This is a genomic window from Methylobacterium sp. NFXW15 (assembly GCF_049887755.1).
Lineage (GTDB): Bacteria > Pseudomonadota > Alphaproteobacteria > Rhizobiales > Beijerinckiaceae > Methylobacterium.
The window spans coordinates 195,015-216,926 of the sequence record NZ_JAGEKG010000008.1; the positions used below are offsets into that span (position 1 = coordinate 195,015).

Below are 21,912 nucleotides of genomic sequence, written 5' to 3' on the forward strand. Positions count from 1 at the left end.
CCGCATGACAGAACAGGCGACGGCTGGCGGGCTCGCCCGGCACGAGATCCGGGCGATCGTGGCTGGGCTGATGGCGGCGATGCTGCTCGCCGCCCTCGATCAGACCATCGTCGCGACCGCGATGCCGACGATCGGGCTCGATCTCGGCGATGCCGCGAACCTGCCCTGGATCGTCACCGCCTACCTGCTCGCCTCGACCGCCGTCACGCCGCTCTACGGCAAGCTCAGCGACATCCACGGGCGGCGGGTGATGCTGCTCATCGCCATCGTGATCTTCAGCCTGGGATCGCTCGCCTGCGCCCTCGCCCCGACCATGATCGCCCTGGCTCTGGCCCGCGCCCTTCAGGGCATCGGCGGCGGCGGGTTGATCGCGCTGTCGCAGACCATCCTCGCCGACATCATGTCGCCCCGCGAGCGGGCGGGGTATCAAGTCTATATCGCCGGGGTGTTCGCCACCGCCTCCGTCGCCGGGCCGCTGCTCGGCGGCGTGCTCGCGCAACATGTCCACTGGTCGCTGATCTTCTGGATCAACCTGCCCATCGGCTTCCTGGCCTTCTGGCTCACGAACGACAAGCTGAAGCTCCTCCCGCGCAACGAGCGGCGCCACCGGCTCGATTATCCCGGTGCGGTGCTCCTCGTGCTCGGCTCGACCGCCCTTCTCCTCGCCCTCAGCCGGGGCGGCGTGCACGAAGCCTGGACCTCGCCCACGGTACTCGGCCTCATGGCGGCCGCCCTCGTCTTCGGCGGCGGCTTCGTGGCGCGGCTCATGACGGCGGCCGAGCCGCTGATCCCGGCGGCCGTGCTCGCGAACCCGGTCGTGGCCTGCGCCACGCTTTCGGCGTGCTTCGCCATGGGCACGTTCATCGGGCTCACGATCTACGTGCCGATCTTCCTCGAAGGGGTGGTGGGGCTGAGTGCCAGCCAATCCGGCCTCGCTCTGGTGCCCTTGATGATCGGGACCGTGACAGGGGCGACCCTCTCGGGCCGCTCGATGCTGTACTTCCGGCATTACAAGCGGGTGCCGCTGGTCATGATGGGCGTGAGCCTCGCCGCCTGCGCGCTGCTGGCCGTCTATGGCGACACCCTGCCCTTCTGGCTGATGGAGATCGCCTTCGCCTTCCTGTCGATCGGCGTCGGAACGATCTTGCCGCTCTCGACCATCACGATCCAGAACGCCGTCGCGCCGCACCAGCTCGGCATCGCGACGGCCGCCATGAACTTCTTCCGCTCCCTCGGCGGGGCGCTGATCGTGGCGGTGTTCGGCACCATCGTTCTGGGCGCGGCGACGGGCCAGAAGGGCGCCGACCTCGAAAGCTTGCTGCGCGGCGCGGACCCGACCCTGCTCGCGGCCGGGTTCCGGCATGTCTTCCTCGCGGCCTGTGGCTGCCTAGCCCTGACCTTCCTCTTCCTGGCGCTGCTGGAAGAGCGACCGCTCGGCGAGCGCCCGGCGAAGGGCTAAAAGTCTCCGGGAGTTTTGCGAGGCGCTCTAAACCGCCCGGCGCTCATCCTCCGCCACCACGCGGCTCTCCTCCGCCTCGGCCAGCGCCCGCCCGACCATGAGCAGTGCCGGGCCCTCCAGCCCCGCCGCCTCGACCCGCGCGGCGAGGTCGGCAGCCGTGCCGCGCACCACCTCCTGGTTCGGACGCGTGGCGTTGAACACCAGGAGCGCGGGGGTCTCGGGCGAGAGCCCTTCCTCGACCGCTCGGCCGAGCAGCGCGCCGAGCGTCCGCTTGGGCATATAGACCACGGTGGTGACGCTGGAATCGCCCAGCGCGCTCCAGTTGAGGTCGTCCGGCAGCCCGCCCTTGCGGTCGTGGCCGGTGACGTATTGCAGCCGCCGCGCCGCATCGCGATGGGTGAGCGAGAGGCCGAGGGAAGCCGCCGCACCCTGCGCCGCCGAGACGCCGGGCACCACCGCGACCGGAATGCCCGCCTGACGGCATGCCTCGATTTCCTCACCGGCCCGGCCGAAGACCAGCGGGTCGCCGGATTTGAGCCGCACCACCTGCTTGCCCGAGCGGGCGAGCTGCACCATCAGCGCGTTGATGTCGTCCTGTCGGCAGGACGGGCCGTGCCCGGTCTTGCCGACGAGCATGGTGCGGGCCTCGCGGCGCGCATAATCGAGGATCGCCGGGGCGACGAGGTCGTCGTAGAGGATCACGTCGGCATTGCGCAGCGCCCGCAGGGCCTTGAGCGTGAGGAGTTCGGCATCGCCCGGCCCGGCGCCCACCAGGGTCACGGCCCCGCCCTTCGGCGCGACCTCGGTCTCGCCGAGCAGTTCCGCGAGGTCGCTGTCCTGCGGCGTGCGGTCGGGTTCGGCGAAGGCGCGCTCGGTGAAGCGCTCCCAGAAGAAGCGCCGGTCGGCGAAGCCGGGGAAGCGGCCGGTGACGCGCTCACGCCAATCCCTGGCGGCCTCCATCCAGCGGGAGAAGCCGCGCGGCAGCATCGCCTCGATCCGCGCGCGGACGGTCTGCCCGAAGACCGGGGCGGCGCCCTCGGTCGAGATGCCGACCACCAGCGGCGAGCGGTTGACGATGGCGCCGAACTTCACATCGCAGAGATGCGGCCGATCGACGGCGTTGACGATGGCGCCCGTCGCGCGGGCGGCGGCAACGAAGGCCACCGCATCCACCTCGTCTTCCATGGCACCGACGCAGAAGGCGGCGCCCCAGAGATCGTCCGGAGTCCAGTGCCGCTCATGCAGGGTGACATGGCCGTCGACGATCTCGCCCGGCACGCCGCGCAACTCATCCGAGGGTTCGGGAGTGTAGACATCGACATGGGCGCCGGCGGCCGCCAGCACCTTCACCTTCCACGGCGCCCCGCCGGAGGAACCCGCCAGCACCACCCGCTTGCCACGCAGCGGCACGAAGACCGGCAGCACGGCCAGGGGTTCGAGCCCGGCGGAACGGGTCTCGCGGGGCGCGCGCTGGGGACGGGGGGTGATCGGATCAGCAGTCACGGGCAGGGTCCAAGGGCCTGACCCGACCCCGACATCCTCTTGAGGTGGCGGGTGGGACGGGCACATTTCTCCCAGACAATCTAGCACCAATCACGCCGCTTGTGCGGCCCCGACGCTCAGCAGCTTGCGGATCTCTGGGATGCACGAGCCGCAATTCGTCCCGGCCTTGCAGGCGGCGCCCACCGCCTCGACGGTGCCCGCCCCCTCCCGGATGGCGGCGGCGATGACATCGAGGCCGACGCCGTGGCAAGCGCAGACCACCGGGCCCGCCGCCTCCGTGGCCGCGCGGCCCGAGAGAAGGGCGCGGCGCTCGGCCGCTTCCGGCTCGCCCGTGGCGAAGAGGGCCTTGGCGGCCTCCCAATCTGGACGAGCCTCGTAAGGCCCCACGGCGATGCTCGCGACGAGGCTCGCCCCATCATAGACGGCGCAGCGATAGCGGCCGCGCGCATGATCGGCGTATTCGGCGAGCTGGAAGCCCGCTCCCTGGATCAGCCCACGCAGGGCCAGGGCGACCTCGCGCGAGCCGTCATGGGTGGCGAACTGAACGCCCCATCCGCCGCTGATTGCGGCCCGCGCCCACCACCAGCCCTCGGGCACGCGCACGAGATTCCGCGACAGCACGAAGCCCCGCGCCCGGTAGGCGACGGCCTCGATCGCGGCGGGTGTCGCCTTCAGCTCGGGCTGGCCCGAGACCGGATCCGGCACGCCGCGCACCAGAGCCCCGACCCGCGCCGCGGAGGCGTAGGCGCCGTTCCAGTGCATCGGCATGAACAGCTGGCCCGGCGCCACCGCATCGGTGATCATCACTTCGAGTTCGGCCGCGCCGTGGGCTGTCGCGACGCGGGCGATGGTGCCCTCCGCGAGCCCGTACGTCGCTGCGTCGTCGGGATGGATCTCGACGAAGGGCACGGCGCGATGAGCCGAGAGGCGCTGGCTTTTGCCGGTGCGCGTCATGGTGTGCCAATGGTCGCGCACCCGGCCGGTATTGAGCACGAAAGGCGTCTCCCCGCCCGCCACTTCGGCGAGGCCAGGGGGCTGGACCGCCACGAACCGGGCGCGGCGGTCGAACGTGTAGAAGCGCCCATCCGCGAAAAAGCGTGGTTTGCCCTGCTTACCCCCCCGTTTCGGCAGGGGCCATTGCACCGGCGCGGCCGCCTCGTAGGCGCCCTCCGTGAGCTCGGCGAGGGCACCGATATCGAAGTCGCGCGTGCCGTTGTTCTCGAACGCCGAGAGGGCGGCGTGCTCGCGGAACACCGCCGCCGCGTTGGGGAAGTCGAACGCCTTGCCATGGCCGAGGCGTCGGCCGACCTCGGCCAGCACCGCCCAGTCGGCCCTCGCCTCGCCGGGGCTCGGCAGGAACCGGCGCTGGCGCGAAATCCGCCGCTCGGTGTTCGTCACCGTGCCGTCCTTCTCACCCCAGCCGAGGGCCGGGAGCAGCACGGTGGTGCGCCCGCGCGCGCGGGCGGTATCCGCATCGGCCATGATGTCGGAGACGACGAGGAGATCGAGCCCGGCCAGGGCCTCGCGCACCCGGTCGGCGCGGGGGACGGACACGAGCGGGTTCGTGCCCATTACCCAGAGGGCTTTGATCTTGCCCGCGTGCATCGCCTCGAACAGGGCGACGGCCTTCATCCCCTCGCCCGTCACGATCCGGGGGGCGCTCCAGTAGCGGCGCACCCTGTCGACCTCCTCCGGCGCGAAATGCATGTGCGCGGCGAGCATGTTGGACAGGCCGCCGACCTCGCGTCCACCCATGGCATTGGGCTGGCCGGTGAGGGAGAAAGGCCCCTGCCCCACCCCGCCGATCCGGCCGGTGATGAGGTGGCAATTGATGATGGCGTTGCCTTTGTCGGTGCCCTGCATCGACTGGTTCACGCCCATGGAAAAGGCGGTGACGACCCGGCGCGTCCGCGCGAACAGGTCGAAGAAGGCGCCGATCTCGCCCTCGCTCAAGCCCGTCGCGGCGGCGATGGCGGCACGATTCGGGGCGATCTGCCGGGCGCGGTCGAGGGCGGTGTCGAGGCCCGCCGTGTGCTCGTCCACGAAGGCGCGGTCGCTGAAGCCGTTTTCGGCGAGATAGACGAGGAGGCCGGAGAACAGCGCCACGTCGCTGCCGGGCTTCAGCCCGAGGAACAGGTCGGCTTCCTGCGCGGTCTGGGTGCGGCGGGGGTCGATCACCACGAACTTCGTGCCGCGCCGCGCCTTGGCATCCGCCATGCGGCGGAACAGGACGGGATGGCACCACGCCGCATTCGAGCCCACGAAGACGATGAGGTCGGCCTCGTCCAGATCCTCGTAGCAGCCGGGCACCGTATCCGAGCCGAAGGCCCGGCGGTGGGCCGCGACCGCGCTCGACATGCACAGGCGTGAATTGGTCTCGACATGCGGCGTGCCGACGAAGCCCTTCGCGAGCTTGTTGGCGACGTAATAATCCTCGGTGAGGAGCTGGCCGGACAGGTAGAAGGCAATGGCCTCCGGCCCGTGCCGGTCAACGACCCGCTGCATCTCCGCTGCGACGGTGCCGAGCGCCGCGTCCCACGAGACCCGCTCGCCGTTGAGCTGCGGATGCAGCAGCCGGTTTTCGAGGGAGAGGGTCTCGCCGAGCGCCGAGCCCTTGGAGCACAACCGTCCGAGATTGGCGGGATGCTGAGGATCGCCCGCGACGCTCGCGCCGCCCTGCCCGTCGGGCGTCGCCAGCACGCCGCAGCCGACGCCGCAATACGGGCAGGTGGTGCGGACCTCAGCGGTCATGACGGGTTCCTCGGGTGTTGGTCTCGTCGGTGAGGCAAGAGGCGGGCCGGGGCCGAAGACGCGCCGTCATCGCGAGCGTCAGCGAAGCAATCCAGGGAAGCGGGACTTCTCCGAACACGGCGGATCCCTGGATTGCTTCGCTTCACTCGCAATGACGGTAGGGGTCTAATAGACGTCGGCCTGGTACCGCCCGGCCTTCTTGAGCCCGGCGAGGTAGGCCACCGCGTCCTCGGCGCTCTTGCCGCCATGCTGGGCAGCGACGTCGATGATCGCGCGCTCCACGTCCTTGGCCATGCGCTTGGCATCGCCACAGACGTAGAAATGCGCGCCACCCTCCAGCCACTTCCACAACTCGGCGCCATTCTCGCGCATCCGGTCCTGGACGTAGGTCTTCTCCGTGCCATCGCGCGACCACGCGAGCGACAGGCGGGTCAGCACCTTGTCGTCCTTCAGCCCGTTCAGCTCGTCCTTGTAGAAGAAGTCCGAAGCCTGCCGCTGGTGGCCGTAGAACAGCCAGTTCCGGCCGGGCGCCTTGGTTGCCGCGCGCTCGCGCAGGAAGGCCCGGAACGGCGCGATGCCGGTGCCGGGGCCGCACATGATCACGTCCTTGGAATTATCCTCCGGCAGGCCGAAGCCGTGGGCCTTCTGCAGGTAGACCTTCACCTTGGTCTGCTCGGGCAGGCGCTCGCCGAGATGGGTCGAGGCGACGCCGAGCCGAAGCCGCGAGCGGTGGTTGTAGCGCACCGCATCGACGGTGAGCGACACGCGGCCCACATCCATCTTCGGCGAAGACGAGATCGAGTAGAGCCGGGGCTGGAGCTCATCGAGGGCTTCGAGGAACACCTCTGCATCGGGCCGTGCCGCCCGGAACTTGTGCAGGGCGCCGAGCACGTCGAGATAGGCGGCGTCCCCATCCGGATCCTCGCCGGAGGCGAGCGCCTGCGCCTTCTTGCGCGCCTCGCCGGAGGTGAGCAGCGAGAGCAGCTGGTAGAGGTTGTCCGGCGCGGCGCCGAGGGAATAGTCGGCGAGCAGCCGCTCCCGCAGGGTGCGCCCGCCGATCATCCGCTCCGGGCGGGCGCCGAGTTCGGCGATCACCGCATCGACCAGCGCCGGGGCGTTGGCCGGAAACAGGCCGAGAGAGTCGCCGACGACGTATTCGATCGGCGTGCCGTCGAGGCCGATCTCGACGTGCCACGTCTCCTTCTCGCCGCCCGGATCGTTGAGGCGGCGGCGGGACAGGAACAGGGCCTCCACCGGGTTCTCGCGGCAATAGCCGAGCGGCCCGAGGTCCGGCTCCTTCGCCTCGGCGGCCGGCGCGGCGGCGGCGGGCGCAGCGCCCCCGGCGGCGCCGAACTCCTCGTCCAGCTTCTTGAGCATCCGCAACGTCTCCTTGCCGCCGGGCTGGCAGAGGTTCAGTCGCGCTTCGCTCTTCAGGAAGATCGCATTGGCATAGTCGGCGCAATTGTAGCCGCACTGACCGCAATCCTGTTGGGCCATGGCGGCCATCAGCTTCTGCGGCTCCGGCCGGTCCTTGGCCATCTCCATCCGGTCGGGCAACGGCATGGACGGGTCGTGCCAGGGCGCGTCGTCGTTGTCGGCGAGTTTTTTGGACTCGCCGCCGGGGATTTCACCCGGCGCCAGCGCAGTGGCGCCCTCGATGGCCGGGCCGAGGAGAGCCGCGAAGTAGCCCGAGAGCCAGGCCCGCTGATCGTCGTTGAACGGGGCGGTCTCGGGAATGAGAACAAGAGGAGGAGCGACGTGCTGGGTCATGCGGCTTCCCTCAGGGCAGGGACGGTTTCGGCGGCGGCGCGCAGGGCCTCCGGTCCGGTGCGGGCGGTGAAGGCCTGGAAGGTCTCGTCCTTGCCCTGGCGGCCCGCGAGGTAGGTGCGCAGCAGCGCCTCGACGCGGAGCGGCGCGTCCTCAGCCTTCACGGCCTTCCAGATCTCGGTGCCGATCTTCGGGGTCTCGGCGAAGCCGCCGCCGACCACGATGTCGTAGCCCTCGACGGTGTCGCCCTCCTCCGAGACGACGACCTTCGCGCCGATCAGGCCGATATCGCCGATGTAATGCTGGGCGCAGCTATGGTGGCAGCCGGTGAGGTGGACGTTCACCGGCACGTCGAGATCGATCACCGTCCGCTCGACATGCTCGGCGATGAGCAGGGCGTGGCCCTTGGTGTCCGAGGCGGCGAACTTGCAGCCCCGCGCCCCCGTGCAGGCCACGAGACCCGCCCGGATACCCTCCGCCTTGATCGAGAGGCCGAGTTCGGCCACCCGCCGCTCGACTTCCTCCAGCTTCGCATCGGGCACGCCGGAGAAAATAAAATTCTGCCAGACGGTCAGGCGGATCTGCCCATCGCCGCATTCCTGGGCGATCTTCGCCAGCGCCCGCACCTCGTCGCTCAGCATCTTGCCGACGGGGAGCACGACGCCGACCCAGTTCAGGCCATCCTGCTTCTGCGGGTGGACGCCGACATGGCTGTAGCGGTTCGTGGCTTTTCGCGGCGCGATATGGGCGGGATCGACCCGCTCCAGCTTGCGGCCGAGCTTCTCTTCGACAGCGGCGAGGTACTTGTCGAAGCCCCAGGCATCGAGGACGTACTTCATCCGCGCTTTGTTACGGTTCGTCCGGTCGCCGTTCTCGATGAAGACGCGGATGATCGCGTCGGCGACCTGATTGCACTCCTCCGGCTTCAGCACCACGCCCGTGTCCCTGGCGAGGTCCCGGTGCCCCGAGATGCCGCCGAGGACGAGGCGCATCCAGATGCCCGGGGCGACGGAGGCTCCCTCCAGCACCTCGACGGCCTGGAAGCCGACATCGTTCGTCTCCTCCAGCACCGGCATCACACCACCGCCGTCGAAGGCCACGTTGAACTTGCGCGGCAGGCCGTAGAGCGAGCGGTCGTTGATGATCCAGTTGTTCCACGACTTGGCGAGCGGCCGCGTGTCGAGGAGTTCCTGCCCGTCGATGCCCGCCGTGGGCGAACCGGTGACGTTGCGGATGTTGTCCGCCCCCGCCCCCTGCGCCCCGAGGCCGATATCATTGAGCCCGTCGAGGAAGGGCTGCGCGTGCTCGGGGGTGATCTCGCGAACCTGCAGGTTCGCGCGGGTGGTGACATGGACGTATCCGCCGCCATGGGCGTCGGCGAGGTCGGCGACGCCCGCGAACTGCCAATGGTGCAGCACCCCGTTCGGGATGCGCAGGCGGCACATGTAGCTCACCTGGTTGGGCGCGACCCAGAACATCCCATGGTAGCGCCAGCGGAAATTGTCCTCGGGCTTGGGCGCCTTGCCCTGTGCCGCCTCGGCCTTGAGCCGGTTGTGGCCATCGAACGGGCTCTCGGCGCGCTTCCATTTCTCCTGATCGACGAGCTTGCCGCCCGCCTTCACGGTCGCGTCCTGCGCCTTGATGTGGATCGCATCCGGGCCGGTGGGCTCGGCAGGGGGCGCGGCGGCCGGTCCGCTCGCGAGACCGCCGGTCATCCGCGCGGCACCGATGCCCGCTGCGAAGCCTTCGAGGTAGCGCCGCTGCTCGGCGTTGAATTCTTCCGCCATGCTGGCCTCCTTACGCTGCGAGTGGCTGGGGCGCGGGGCGCCCGAACATCAGGTCATCCACGTCCCCGGCGGGCTCGCCGGAGCGGATCAGGGCCTTGCAGGCCGACTGCTCGGCGATGTCGCCGACGAAGACCGCGCCGACGAGGCGGCCATCCCGCAGCAAAAGCTTGCGGTAGAGGCCCGCGCCGGGATCGGAGAGGATGACCGCCTCGGCATCCGCCGGGGTGTCCACGAGCCCGGCCGAGAAGACCGGAAGCCCCGAGACCTTGAGGCTGGTGGCGAGATGGGTGCCCAGATAGGCGGCCTCCTGCCCGGAGAAGTGGCGGGCCAGGGTGTCGGCCTGCTCGTAGGCGGGCTCCACAAGGCCGTAGACGAGACCCCGGTGCTCGGCGCATTCGCCCAGCGCGAAGATGCGCGGATCCGAGGTCGTCATCGCGTCGTCGACGAGGATGCCACGCCCGATCGCGAGGCCCGCGTCCTGGGCCAACGCCACGGCGGGCCGCACGCCCACCGACATCACCACCAAGTCGGCGGGGAGGACGGTGCCATCCGCGAGACGGAGACGCTCGACCCTGCCCTTGCCCTCGACCGCGGCGGTGTCGGCGCCCAGGAGTACCTTGATGCCGCGTTCCTCCATGGCCCGCTTCACGAGCCCGGCGGCCTCGTGATCGAGTTGGCGCTCCATCAGCCGGTCCATGACGTGAAGCAGCGTCGTGTCGATTCCGAGCCGGGCGAGCCCTGCGGCGGCCTCGAGCCCGAGCAGGCCACCGCCGATGACGATGGCCTTGGCATGCTGCACGGCCGCCCGGCGGATCGCCGCCACGTCGGCGAGATCGCGAAACGTGATGACGCCGGGCAGGTCCATGCCGGGCTTCGGCAGGCGGATCGGCTGGGAGCCGATGGCAAGGACCAGTTTGTCGAAGGGAAGGATGTGGGTCTCGCCCACGATGGCCAGACCGTTCTCACGGTCTATGGCGGTGACGGGAGCGCCGGTGATCAGGCGGATGCCGTGCGCCTCGTACCAGTCGAGCCCGCGGAAGGCGGTCGCTGCCTCGTCGATCTCGCCGCCGAGCAGCGAGGAGAGAAGCACGCGGTTATAGGCGGCCTGGGGCTCGGCGCCCACACAGGCGATGTCATAGCGGCCGGGGCAGGCCTCGGTGAGGCGCTCGAGGAAGCGCAGCGATGCCATGCCGTTGCCCACGACGACGAGCCGCTCGCGCGCCCCCCCATCCGTGCCCCGCGCCTCCGGCATCGCGGTGTCCAAAAGGTATGTCGACATCGATCGGTCGCGTCTCGAACCTCGAATCCAGGGATCGTCGGCGGACCGCCCACGAAAAAGCCGCTGCCGGACATCGTCCCAGGACAGCCGGTCAGGGGCCCCAGGAGAACCGGATCAGCGGCCTCGCTGACGGCGCTGTCCGTCGCCGTTGACGGACGCGAGATGCATTGCAGGGATCGTGCCAGGTGCCACCGCGAGGCGGAGGCCCGGCATCATGCCGCGTGACTGCACAAACGGCAGGCGGCTGCCGACGAAGGCGTCAGCGCATCGAATGATGGTGGGGCGGAGAAAGCTTAGAGAAGCGCCGACAGGGCCACGAGCAGGCCGACAGTCGGCATGGCACCGACGACGACGACCCAATACCAGCCGCTCGGGGCGCTGAGGCGGCGGTTGTCGTTGGCAGGTCGTGGGGCGCGGCGTCCGGTGCGGACGTAGCGTTGCAACTCCACCCTTTGGGGTGGGGCTGGCGGGAGCGACGCTGCGTCGAATTTGCGGCAACCGGGCATGGTAGCTGCTCAACGGCTCAACCCTGAGCACGTTCCACGCGCCGAGTGCATGGCCAAGACAGCAGCTGGGCGCGGGACGCTGGGCGCTCTACGAGTCGAGCCCGTAGAGCGCCCTCGCGGCGGCCTCCCAGGCGAAGCCGTCCTCGATCTGCCCCGCCGCGTGCATCTGCTCGAGCAGCCACGCGAGCCGTTCGGGCGTCGCGATCTGCGCCTCCGCGCCGAGGCGCAAGTGCCCGAGCCAGCGGCCCGTCCTGTCCTCTGCGCTCTGCTCGAAGGCGCGGGCGACGCCACTCAGTTCCGGGTCCACCCGGGCGCGGCGCTGGAGATGATGAACGAGTTCGTCGCGATGATCGGGATCGGCGCACCAGAGACCCGCCCGCGCGATCGCCCGGACCAGAGGCGCCCTCGCCTCCCCGACGCGGGCCGAGACGGCGAGAACCTTTTCCGGCGCGTCCGGGGCGATCTCACTTCCGAGGACGACGACCCGCCCGACACCCGCCGCCAGGGCGACTCCGTTCCAGGGTGCGCCCGCGCAGAATCCGTCGACCAGCCCGCGAGACAGCGCCTCGACTCCGTGCTGCGGCGGCACGACCACGGTGCGCAGGTTTGCAGGGTCGAGCCCGCCGGCCTGCGCGAACAGGCGGACCTGATAGGCGTGACAGGAAAAGGGGTGGACGATGCCGATCGTCACCGGCTTGCCCGCCGAGCGTCGCGCCGCCGCGACACGCGCGAAGGCCCGGGCGATGGCGCGCCAGTCCTCACTCTCTCCGCCCCCGTCGCGCACGGCCTCGCTCAGCGCATTCGAGAAGGTGATCGCGTTGCCGTTGAGGCTGAGCGGCAGGGCGACCGTCAGGTCCGAGGGCGGGCCCGACAGGCCGAGCGCGCTGGCGAGCGCCAGGGGTGCCAGCATATGCGCGCCGTCGAGATGGCCGAGCGCCAGACGGTCGCGCAGGGTCGCCCAGGACGGCTCCGCCGATAGGTCGAGGTCGATGCCCTCGTCGCGGGCATAGCCGAGTTCCCGCGCCAGGATCACGGGTGCCGCATCGCAGAGCGGGACGTAGCCGATCCGGAGCCTCATCCGAGCAAATCCGCCGTGGTGACGATGGCGCGGGCGATGTCCGCGATCTTGCGCTTCTCGTTCATGGCCTTGCGCCGCAACTGCCGGTAGGCCTCCTCCTCCGAGAGGCCCTTGAGGTTCATCAGGATGCCCTTCGCCCGCTCGATGAGCTTGCGGTCGGCCAATTCTCCCTTCGCTTCCGAAAGCTCCCGCTGAAGCCGGGCGAAGGCGTTGAAGCGCAGGATCGCGATGTCGATGATCGACTTGATCCGCTCCGCCCGCAGGCCGTCGACCACGTAAGCCGAGATGCCTGCATCGACGGCGGCCTCCATCATGGTGCTGTCCGAACGGTCCACGAACATCGCCACGGGCCGCTCGGCATGTCGGGAGACCGCCGACATCTGCTCCAGAATGTCCCGGCTCGGGCTTTCCAAGTGGATCACGACCACGTCGGGCTTCAGGACACTCACCCGCTCGTGAAGGTCGGCGGAATCCGGCAGGACGACGATCCGCCCGATCCCGGCCGCGCGAAGTCCTTCCTCAAGGATCGCGGCGCGGGCCTGGCTGGGATCGATCACGGCGACGGTGAGGCTCGATTCGGTCATCGCGGCGTGTTCAGGAGCGGGCGCTCCGCCCGGATCCCGCCGATGCAGGACCGCGATGGCGTAAGCAAGGGATGTGCCTCCGGCCAAGGTTTCCCCGATCTCCGCCCGGTTACCGCCACGTAACCTTTCGGTCTAGCTTCTGCCGCAATGCGGCTGCTTCCTGTGTCCCTGAGACGACAGAGAGGGTCGAAAAGCGGATGCGCGGGCCTGATCGCAATTCGGTGGCGCTGCCTTGCCGGTCACAGGACCGGCCTGCCCTGGCCGATGGCGGCGGGCGAATGACGATGCCCTTCGTGCCGACCCTGTTCACCATCGCCTTCCTGGCGGCGGCTTCCGTCTACTGCACCAAGGGCGATGCGCCCGCGCCTGCGCCGACGGCGCGGATGATCCCGGCCTCTGGCGGGGCGAGCCTCGCCATGACGGCCCCGGTCTCGCCCACCTCAGAGCCGCCCGCCCGGCCCCCGGCCGTGATCGCCTTCTCCGAGATCTATCCGCTGGTCGCCGACCCGGTGACGACCTCCGCCCTGCCCGCTCATTCGGCCAATGCCGCCGTCGTCGCGCCCCGGCCCCCGCGCAAGGTCGCGACCACCTCCTCCATCCGACGCGCCTGCCCCGGCCGTCGCTGCACGGAGGGGACCGTGCAAGACCACGCTCCGGCCGAGGATCCGTTCCAGCCGGCGCGCACAGCCTCCGAGGAGGCGTCGCCCACCCGAATTCCGAGTGCCCTCCCCTTCGCGGAATCCGTGGTCGAGGCCGTGGTGCCCGTCGCCCGCGAGGTCGGCTCGCGGGTCGAGCAGATCTCCGGCGGCGCGGGTGATCTGCTCCGAGGCTCCCAGGCGGTGGTGAAGGGCTCGATCGGCGTCCTCGGCGACCGGCTGTTCTGACGGGGCCGATGCCGCGTTGCGGCAAGCGCCCCCTGGACCCCGCGCCGCATGAGCCTAGTTCGCGCTCAGCGGACGGGGGACTGGCCTGATGGCCGAACGAATCGAGGATTACGCGTTGATCGGCGACGGCCGCACGGCCGCGCTGGTGAGCCGCCGTGGCAGTGTCGATTGGCTGTGCTGGCCGCGCTTCGATGCCGCCGCTCTGTTCACCGCCCTCCTCGGCACCCATGAGCACGGCTTCTGGGAGATCCGCCCGGAGGCCGAACACGTCGAGACGTCCTGGGCCTATCGCGAGGGCAGCCTCGTCCTCGAGACACGCCACAAGACCCGCCAGGGCGAGGTCCTCGTCACCGATTTCATGCCGACCGGCGACGGGCCGCATCTCGTGCGCCTCGTCGAGGGCCTTCACGGCCGGGTGGCCATGCGCAGCGAACTGGCGGTCCGGTTCGATTACGGCTCCGCCGTGCCCTGGGTCTCGCATTCCGAACTCGGCGACCTACGGGCGATCTCCGGGCCACACAAGGTCGTGATGCGGACCGACGTGCCCCTGCACGGCACCGACCGCCAGACGACGCTCGGGGAGTTCACGATCCATGCGGGCGAGCATCGCCGCTTCGTCCTGAGCTACGGCGCCTCGCACGAGCCCGACCCGCCGCCGATCGAGCCCCGGCACATGCTGGCGGATACCGACCGCGCGTGGCGCGCCTGGTCGAAGCGGTGCGTGGGAGGAACGCCCTGGGACGGGCTGCTCCAGCGCTCCCTCCTGACCCTCAAGGCGCTGATCTACCAGCCGACCGGCGGCATCGTCGCGGCGCCCACCGCCTCCTTGCCGGAAGGGCTCGGCGGCGAGCGCAACTGGGATTACCGGTTCTGCTGGCTGCGGGATTCGACCCTCACGCTCATCGCCCTGATGGACGGAGGCTATATCGAGGAGGCCCGCGCGTGGCTGAACTGGCTGTTGCGCGCGGTGGCGGGCAACCCGGAACAGGCGCACATCCTGTACGGCATCGCGGGCGAGCGCCTGCTGCCCGAGATCACCCTCGATTGGCTGCCGGGCTACGAGAATTCGAAGCCGGTCCGCATCGGCAACGCCGCCGCCGCGCAATTCCAGCTCGATGTCTACGGCGAGCTGTTCGACGCGCTCTACCAAGCCCATTCCCGCGGCCTGCCGGTGAGCGAGGACGGGCGCCGCGTCGGCCTCGCCCTGCTCGGCCACCTGGAGAAGGCGTGGCGCCTGCCGGACGAGGGCATCTGGGAGGTGCGCGGTGGATCCCGCCACTTCGTCCATTCCAAGGTCATGGCCTGGGTCGCCTTCGACCGCGCCCTGCGGATGCAGGAGCTCAACGTGGGCAGCGCCACGCAGGAGCAGATCTCGCGCTGGCGGGCGATTCGCGACGAGATCCACGCCGAGGTCTGCGAGAAGGGATTCGACCGCGAGCTCAACAGCTTCGTGCAGTACTACGGCGCCAAGGCCCTCGATGCGAGCCTGCTCCTGATCGCCCATACCGGCTTCCTGCCGCAGCACGACCCACGCGTGGTCGGCACCGTCGAGGCCATCGGAAAGGGGCTGATGCGCGACGGGTTCATCCTGCGTTACGAGACCGAGGGACAGACGACTGACGGTTTATCGGGCAACGAGGGAGCCTTCCTGCCCTGCACCTATTGGTATGCTGACAACCTCATCGGCCTTGGGCGGCGCGAAGAAGCCCGCGCCTTGATCGACCGCCTCCTGGGGATCTGTAACGATCTCGGGCTCGTCAGCGAGGAGTATGACGTGCAAGCCGAGCGACTTGTGGGTAATTACCCGCAGGCATTTACCCACGTGGCCCTCGTCAACACGCTCCTCAGCTATGCCCGTGGCGAAGGGCCGGCCGAGAAACAGGGCGGTAAATCTGACGGTGCGCCCCCCGCCGTACACCGCCGCGAGGCGGCGCGGCGGTCGAGCTAGAGAATAGGACGACGTGACATCATGAGCGGAGCCGATACCCCCGCCCGCGCCGAGCTTGCCGAGATCGACACGCTCTGCATCAACACGATCCGCACCCTGACGATCGACGCGGTGCAGAAGGCGAATTCGGGCCATCCCGGCGCCCCGATGGCGCTGGCGCCGGTCGCTTACACCCTGTGGAATCGCTACCTGCGCTACGACCCGGCACACCCGCATTGGCCGAACCGCGACCGGTTCGTGCTTTCCTGCGGCCACGCCTCGATGCTGCTCTACGCGCTGCTCCATCTCGCCAACGTGGCGGAGAAGGACGGCGGCAACGCCCCAGCCGTGAGCCTCGATGAGATCAAGCGTTTCCGCCAGATCGACAGCCGCACGCCGGGCCACCCGGAATACCATTTCACCACCGGCGTCGAGACCACCACCGGCCCCCTCGGCCAGGGTGTCGCGAACTCCGTCGGCATGGCGATGGGCGGGCGCTTCCTCGGTAAGCACCTGAATCGGCCGGGGCTGCCGCTGTTCGATTACAACGTCTACGCCCTGTGCTCGGACGGCGACCTCATGGAGGGCGTCGCGTCGGAGGCCGCCTCCATCGCCGGGCACTTGCGCCTGTCGAACCTGTGCTGGATCTACGACGACAACACCATCACCATCGAGGGTCATACCGAACTCGCCTTCGGTGAGGAGGTCGCCACCCGCTTCCTGTCCTATGGCTGGGAAGTGCTGCGTGTCGCCGACGCCAACGACATCCACGCCATCACGAACGCCCTCGACACCTTCGTGAGCAACCGTGACCGGCCGACGCTGATCATCCTCAAGTCGGTGATCGGCTACGGCGCCCCGAAGAAGCAGGGCACCTCCAAGGCGCACTCTGATGCGCTGGGCGAGGACGAGGTGAAAGGCGCCAAGCGCGCGTACGGCTGGCCGGAAGATTCGCAGTTCCTCGTGCCGGACGGCGTCCAGGAGAATTTCCGGGACGGCATCGGCAAGCGCGGCGCGGCGCTCTATGACGAATGGCAGGGCCTGTTCGCCAAGGCGAAGGACTCCGACGCGGCCCATGCCGAGCAGTTGGACGCGTTCCTCGAAGGCCGCCTCCCCGAGGGGTGGGACAAGGACATCCCGGTCTTCGAGGCGGATGCCAAGGGTCTCGCCACCCGGGAATCGTCCGGCAAGGTGCTCAACGCCATCGCGCAGCACGTGCCGTTCCTGCTCGGCGGCTCGGCCGACCTCGCCCCGTCGAACAAGTCGAACCTGACCTTCGAGGGCGCGGGCTCGCTGACCCCGCTCAACCCGGGCGGCCGCAACGTCCATTTCGGCGTGCGCGAGCATGCCATGGGCTCGATCGTGAACGGCCTCGGCCTCGTGGGCCTGCGGGCCTACGGCGCGACCTTCCTCGTCTTCGCCGATTACATGCGTCCCCCGGTGCGGCTCGCCGCGCTGATGGAACTGCCGATCTTCCACATCTTCACCCACGACTCGATCGGCGTGGGCGAGGATGGACCGACCCACCAGCCGGTGGAGCAATTGCTGTCCCTGCGCTGCATTCCGGGCCTCGTCACGCTGCGCCCGGCGGATGCCAACGAGGTGGCGGAAGCCTATCGGGTGATCTTCTCTTTGAAGAATCAGCCCGCCGTCCTCGCGTTGTCGCGTCAGGCCTTGCCGACCCTCGACCGGTCGAAATACGGAGCCGCCGCCGGCACGGCGAAGGGCGCCTACGTGCTCGCCGACTGCGAAGGCACGCCGGAGGTGATCCTGCTGGGCTCCGGCTCCGAGGTTCAGCTCTGCATCGGCGCCTACGAGGCGCTGAAGGCCGAGGGCGTGAAGGCCCGCGTGGTCTCGATGCCCTCATGGGACCTGTTCGAGCGTCAGGACCAGGGCTACCGCGATTCGGTGCTGCCGCCGTCCGTGAAGGCCCGCGTCGCCGTCGAGCAGGGTAGCGTGATCGGCTGGGACCGCTATGCGGGCTCGGAGGGTACGGTGATCGGCATGAACACCTTCGGCGCCTCCGCGCCCCTGAAGGATCTCCTGACCAAGTTCGGGTTTACCCCCGAGAAGGTTTTGGAGGCCGCGAAGGCGCAGGTGGCCAAGCACAAGCACTGAGGACATCCACCCCCGGGACGGGAGCGACGCCCGTCCCAACCTTTCTCCTCATCCTGAGGTGCCCGCCTTGGCGGGCCTCGAAGGAGGGCTTCAGCAGGCTCCACGATCTCTGGAGGCCTCCTTCGAGGCGGCTAAGCCGCACCTCAGGATGAGGTGAAGGGCGGGATGGGCACGAAGACCGGAAGTTCGCAATGCCCCCTTCGTGGGTGAGTTGCGATGGATAGACGAGGCTCGGACATGAACGCGCTCAAGGCCCTGCACGCAGAACAGGATCAGGCCGTCTGGCTCGACTTCGTTGCCCGAGGGTTCATCGAGAAGGGTGAGCTGAAGAAGCTCGTGGAGGAGGACGGCCTGCGCGGCGTCACCTCGAATCCGGCGATCTTCGAGAAGGCCATCGGCCACTCGGACGAGTACGATGCCAGCCTGAAGGCCGTTCAGGAAACCGGCGACAGCCGCGTCATCGACCTCTACGAGGGGCTGGCCATCGCCGACATCCAGGCCGCCGCCGACGTGCTGCGCCCGGTCTACGAGGCGAGCGACGGCGCCGACGGCTATGTGAGCCTCGAAGTCTCCCCCTACCTCGCCCTCGATACGCAGGCGACGCTCGACGAGGCCCGCCGCCTGCACAAGGCCGTCGCTCGCGACAACCTGATGGTGAAGGTGCCCGCCACGCCGGAGGGGATCCCGGCGATCCGGCAACTCACCGCCGAAGGCATCTCGATCAACGTCACACTGCTCTTCTCGCAGGAGGCCTACGAGGCCGTCGCCCGTGCCTTCGTGGCGGGGATCGAGGAGCGGGCCAAGGGGGGGCATGACGTCTCGCGCATCGCGAGCGTGGCGAGCTTCTTCATCAGCCGCATCGACAGCCTCGTCGACAAGATGCTCGACGAGAAGATCGCCGCTGCGAACGACCCCGATGAAAAGATCGCGCTCGGCTCCCTCAAGGGCAAGGTCGCGATCGCCAACGCCAAGCTCGCCTACCAGCGCTACAAGCGCATCTTCGCCGAGGCGCAATGGCAGGCCCTCGCCGAGAAGGGCGCCAAGGCGCAGCGTCTGCTCTGGGCCTCCACGGGCACCAAGAACAAGGCTTACTCCGACGTGCTCTACGTCGAGGAATTGATCGGCCCGAACACCGTCAACACCATGCCCCCCGCGACCATGGCCGCCTTCCGCGACCACGGTGAGGTCCGCGCGACCATCGAGGAGGACGTGCCCGGCGCCGAGGCAGTGATGAACGGCCTTGCCCGCGCGGGCATCGACATCGAGGCCGTGGCCCGGCAACTGGTCGAGGAGGGCGTGCAGCTCTTCATCGACGCCGCCGACAACCTGCTCGGCGCGGTGGCGGGCAAGCGCGTCGCCCTCCTCGGCGCCCGCCTCGACCCGCAGGCGCTCGCCCTCTGCGATATCCTGAGCGCCGATGCGGCCAAGGCCGTGGAGGCGTGGCGCGCCAGCGGTGCGATCCGCCGCCTCTGGGCCAAGGACGCCACGGTCTGGACCGGCGCCGACGAGGCGAGCTGGCTCGGCTGGCTCCACATCGTGGAGGAGGAGCTCGAGAAGGCCGCCGACTACGCCGCCTTCGCCGATTGGGTGAAGAGTGAGGGGTTCACCCATGCCGTGGTGCTCGGCATGGGCGGGTCGAGCCTCGGCCCGGAGGTGTTGAGCCTCACCTACGGTCAGCGTCCGGGCTATCCGGCGCTGTGCATCCTCGATTCGACCCATCCGGACGAAGTGCGCGCGGTCGAAGCCGAGATCGACCTCGCCAAGACGCTGTTCATCGTCTCGTCGAAGTCGGGTTCGACCTTGGAGCCGAACGTCTTTCGCGATTACTTCTACGACCGGGTGAAGCAGACCATCGGCGAGAAGGTCGGGGACCATTTCGTGGCCGTCACCGATCCCGGCTCCGATATGGAGCGGGCTGCTCAGGCCCAAAACTTCAAAAAAATCTTCTACGGCAAGAAGCAGATCGGCGGGCGTTATTCGGTGCTCTCGGCCTTCGGACTCGTGCCGGCCGCCGCGATGGGCCTCGACGTCAAGGATCTGCTCGACCGGGCGCGGATCATGGTCCGTTCCTGCGGTCCGGCCGTGCCGCCGCACAACAATCCCGGCGTGCTGCTCGGCGCCGCCATGGGTACGGCGGCGCTCAAGGGCCGGGACAAGGTGACAGTGATCGCCTCCCCCGGCATCGCGAGCTTCGGCGCTTGGGCCGAGCAGCTCATCGCCGAATCGACCGGCAAGGTCGGCAAGGGCCTGATCCCGGTGGACGGGGAGCCCGCAGGCGTCCCGGCCGTCTACGGGCACGACCGGTTCTTCCTGTACCTGCGCCTCGACAGCCAAGCCGACGCCGCTCAGGATGCCGCCCTCTCCGCCCTGGAGAAGGATGGGCACCCGATCGCCCGGATCGGCCTCGATGGCGTCGAGCAGTTGCCGCAGGAATTCTACCGGCTGGAGATCGCCACGGCGGTGGCCGGAGCGATCCTGGAGATCAATCCGTTCGATCAGCCGGACGTGGAAGCGAGTAAGATCGAGACGAAGAAGCTCTTCGCCGAGGCCGAGAAGAGCGGTGCCCTCCCCTCGGAGACGCCGATCTTCGAGGACGAGGTGCTGGCCCTCTACGCCGATCCGAAGAATGCCGAGGCCCTGCCGCAGGCGCGGGACGGGCTCGACGTCGCCATCAGGGCCCATCTCGCGCGGGCGCGGCAAGACGATTACGTCGCCCTCCTCGCCTACATCCCCCGCAACGAGGCTAACCACGCCGTGCTTCAGGAGGCACGGCTCGCGATCCGCGATGCGAAGCGGTATGCGACCTGCCTCGAATTTGGGCCGCGTTTCCTCCACTCGACCGGCCAGGCCTACAAGGGCGGACCGAACACCGGCGTGTTCCTGCAGATCACCGGCGATGCCAGGGAGGACCTGCCGATCCCCGGGCGTTCGCTCGGGTTCTCGACGGTGGTCGCCGCGCAGGCGCGGGGCGATTTCGCGGTGCTGGCCGAGCGCGGACGACGGGCGCTCCGGGTCCATCTGAAGGCCGGTCAGACGGAGGCCGGACTGGCCCGGATCGCGGCGGCGCTGAAGGCCGCGGTGGCCTAGACGACAGCCGGGGGCTCCCCCGGCCACTCCCCCGCCGCCGTCATCGCAAGCGAAGCGATCCAGGGCGGCGGGACATCTTCGGCGGGGGCGCTGCTGGATTGCGTCGCTCCGCCCGCAATGACGGGGTCGTCTCGGGTTCGAACCGTGTCCGGGAATCCCCTTCGTAAGGAGGCCACACGATGCAACTCGGCATGATCGGCCTCGGCCGGATGGGCGGCAACATCGTCCGGCGGCTGCTGCGGGACGGGCATAAGGCGGTGGTGTTCGACAGGAACACGCAAGCCGTCGAGGACTTGGTGAAGGAAGGCGCGACCGGCGCAACGAGTCTCGAAGACCTCGTGTCGAAGCTCGAGGTGCCGCGCACCGCCTGGGTGATGCTTCCGGCGGGCGCGATCACCGAGGAAACGGTGCAGTCGCTGGGGTCCCTGATGCAATCCGACGACTGCATCATCGACGGTGGGAATTCCTTCTACGGCGACGACGTGCGCCGGGGCCAGGAACTCAAGGGTAAGGGCATCCACTACGTCGATGTCGGCACGTCCGGCGGCGTCTGGGGCCTGGAGCGCGGCTATTGCATGATGATCGGCGGCGACAAGTCCGCCGTGGACCGGCTCGATCCGATCTTCGCGACCCTGGCGCCGGGCATCGGCGACGTGCCGCGCACGCCGGGACGCGAGGGACGCGATGCCCGCGCGGAGCAGGGCTACATCCATGCCGGGCCGACCGGCGCGGGCCATTACGTGAAGATGGTCCATAACGGCATCGAGTACGGTCTGATGCAGGCCTATGCGGAGGGGTTCGACATCCTCCGCCACGCCAACGCCGAGTCCCTGCCGCAGGAACGGCGCTTCGACCTCAACCTCGGCGACATAGCCGAGGTCTGGCGGCGGGGTAGCGTGGTCTCGTCCTGGCTCCTTGACCTGACCGCCCAGGCTCTGGCCGGTGACGAGAGCCTCGAGGATTTCTCCGGCTGGGTCGAGGATTCCGGCGAGGGCCGCTGGACCATCAACGCCGCCGTGGAACAGGCCGTCCCGGCCACCGTCCTCTCGGCAGCCCTCTATCGCCGATTCCGCTCGCGGGAGGATGCCTCCTACGCGGACAAGCTCCTCTCCGCGATGCGCAAGGGCTTCGGCGGCCACCAGGAACCCAAAAAGTCCTGAACAATCACAGTCTTGAGGATTG

General features: G+C 69.2%; 14 protein-coding genes. 6 read left to right on the forward strand and 8 right to left on the reverse strand.

From position 1 onward, the window contains the following. Nucleotides 1-4: 4 nt before the first annotated feature. Entirely contained in the window at nucleotides 5-1,459 is a 1,455-nt protein-coding gene (locus tag J4O73_RS18550; RefSeq protein WP_426219706.1) for an MDR family MFS transporter, read from the forward strand. A gap of 27 nt (nucleotides 1,460-1,486) precedes the next feature. Here J4O73_RS18550 and cysG read toward each other — a convergent pair whose 3' ends face one another. The 8 genes from cysG to J4O73_RS18590 form a co-directional block, all read right to left on the reverse strand. Continuing rightward, the gene (cysG, locus tag J4O73_RS18555) at nucleotides 1,487-2,962 is read right to left on the reverse strand and encodes a siroheme synthase CysG (RefSeq protein WP_426219708.1); all 1,476 of its coding nucleotides are present in this window, start codon (nucleotides 2,960-2,962) and stop codon (nucleotides 1,487-1,489) included. A 90-nt stretch (nucleotides 2,963-3,052) separates the two neighbouring features. Then, nucleotides 3,053-5,713 (reverse strand): molybdopterin-dependent oxidoreductase, encoded by a 2,661-nt coding sequence (locus J4O73_RS18560; protein ID WP_426219710.1) that lies wholly within the window; start codon nucleotides 5,711-5,713, stop codon nucleotides 3,053-3,055. 165 nt (nucleotides 5,714-5,878) lie between these two features. Beyond that, nucleotides 5,879-7,483 (reverse strand): sulfite reductase subunit alpha, encoded by a 1,605-nt coding sequence (locus tag J4O73_RS18565; RefSeq protein ID WP_426219712.1) that lies wholly within the window; start codon nucleotides 7,481-7,483, stop codon nucleotides 5,879-5,881. Then, on the reverse strand, nucleotides 7,480-9,267 hold the full coding sequence (locus J4O73_RS18570) for a NirA family protein (RefSeq protein WP_426219714.1): 1,788 nt from the start codon (nucleotides 9,265-9,267) through the stop codon (nucleotides 7,480-7,482). Before J4O73_RS18570 ends, J4O73_RS18565 begins: the two co-directional genes overlap by 4 nt. 10 nt (nucleotides 9,268-9,277) lie before the next feature. Continuing rightward, a complete protein-coding gene (locus J4O73_RS18575) occupies nucleotides 9,278-10,546 on the reverse strand; it encodes an NAD(P)/FAD-dependent oxidoreductase (RefSeq protein WP_426219716.1) in 1,269 nt (422 codons plus the stop codon). A gap of 293 nt (nucleotides 10,547-10,839) precedes the next feature. Then, on the reverse strand, nucleotides 10,840-10,989 hold the full coding sequence (locus J4O73_RS18580; RefSeq protein ID WP_378973491.1) for a hypothetical protein: 150 nt from the start codon (nucleotides 10,987-10,989) through the stop codon (nucleotides 10,840-10,842). 151 nt (nucleotides 10,990-11,140) lie between these two features. Then, complete coding sequence (locus tag J4O73_RS18585; RefSeq protein WP_426219718.1) at nucleotides 11,141-12,130, reverse strand: CmpA/NrtA family ABC transporter substrate-binding protein; 990 nt, start codon at nucleotides 12,128-12,130, stop codon at nucleotides 11,141-11,143. Continuing rightward, nucleotides 12,127-12,714: an ANTAR domain-containing response regulator gene (locus J4O73_RS18590; protein ID WP_426219720.1), complete on the reverse strand. Its 588-nt coding sequence runs from the start codon at nucleotides 12,712-12,714 to the stop codon at nucleotides 12,127-12,129. The genes J4O73_RS18585 and J4O73_RS18590 overlap by 4 nt, the downstream gene beginning before the upstream one ends. Before the next feature lie 197 nt (nucleotides 12,715-12,911). On the opposite strand from J4O73_RS18590, the gene J4O73_RS18595 reads away from it, so the two are divergent. The 5 genes from J4O73_RS18595 to gnd all read left to right on the forward strand — a co-directional run bounded on the left by J4O73_RS18595 (nucleotide 12,912) and on the right by gnd (nucleotide 21,890). Beyond that, nucleotides 12,912-13,598, forward strand: a complete 687-nt coding sequence (locus J4O73_RS18595; protein WP_426219722.1) for a hypothetical protein — start codon at nucleotides 12,912-12,914, stop codon at nucleotides 13,596-13,598. An 88-nt stretch (nucleotides 13,599-13,686) separates the two neighbouring features. After that, a complete protein-coding gene (locus J4O73_RS18600) occupies nucleotides 13,687-15,546 on the forward strand; it encodes a glycoside hydrolase family 15 protein (RefSeq protein WP_426219724.1) in 1,860 nt (619 codons plus the stop codon). A 21-nt stretch (nucleotides 15,547-15,567) separates the two neighbouring features. Next, a complete protein-coding gene (tkt, locus tag J4O73_RS18605; protein WP_426219726.1) occupies nucleotides 15,568-17,643 on the forward strand; it encodes a transketolase in 2,076 nt (691 codons plus the stop codon). Nucleotides 17,644-17,880: 237 nt separating this feature from the next. Further along, complete coding sequence (locus J4O73_RS18610) at nucleotides 17,881-20,730, forward strand: bifunctional transaldolase/phosoglucose isomerase (protein WP_426219728.1); 2,850 nt, start codon at nucleotides 17,881-17,883, stop codon at nucleotides 20,728-20,730. 179 nt (nucleotides 20,731-20,909) lie between these two features. Then, nucleotides 20,910-21,890, forward strand: coding sequence for a phosphogluconate dehydrogenase (NAD(+)-dependent, decarboxylating) (gnd, locus tag J4O73_RS18615; RefSeq protein ID WP_426219730.1), 981 nt, complete (start codon nucleotides 20,910-20,912; stop codon nucleotides 21,888-21,890). Nucleotides 21,891-21,912 lie beyond the last annotated feature (22 nt).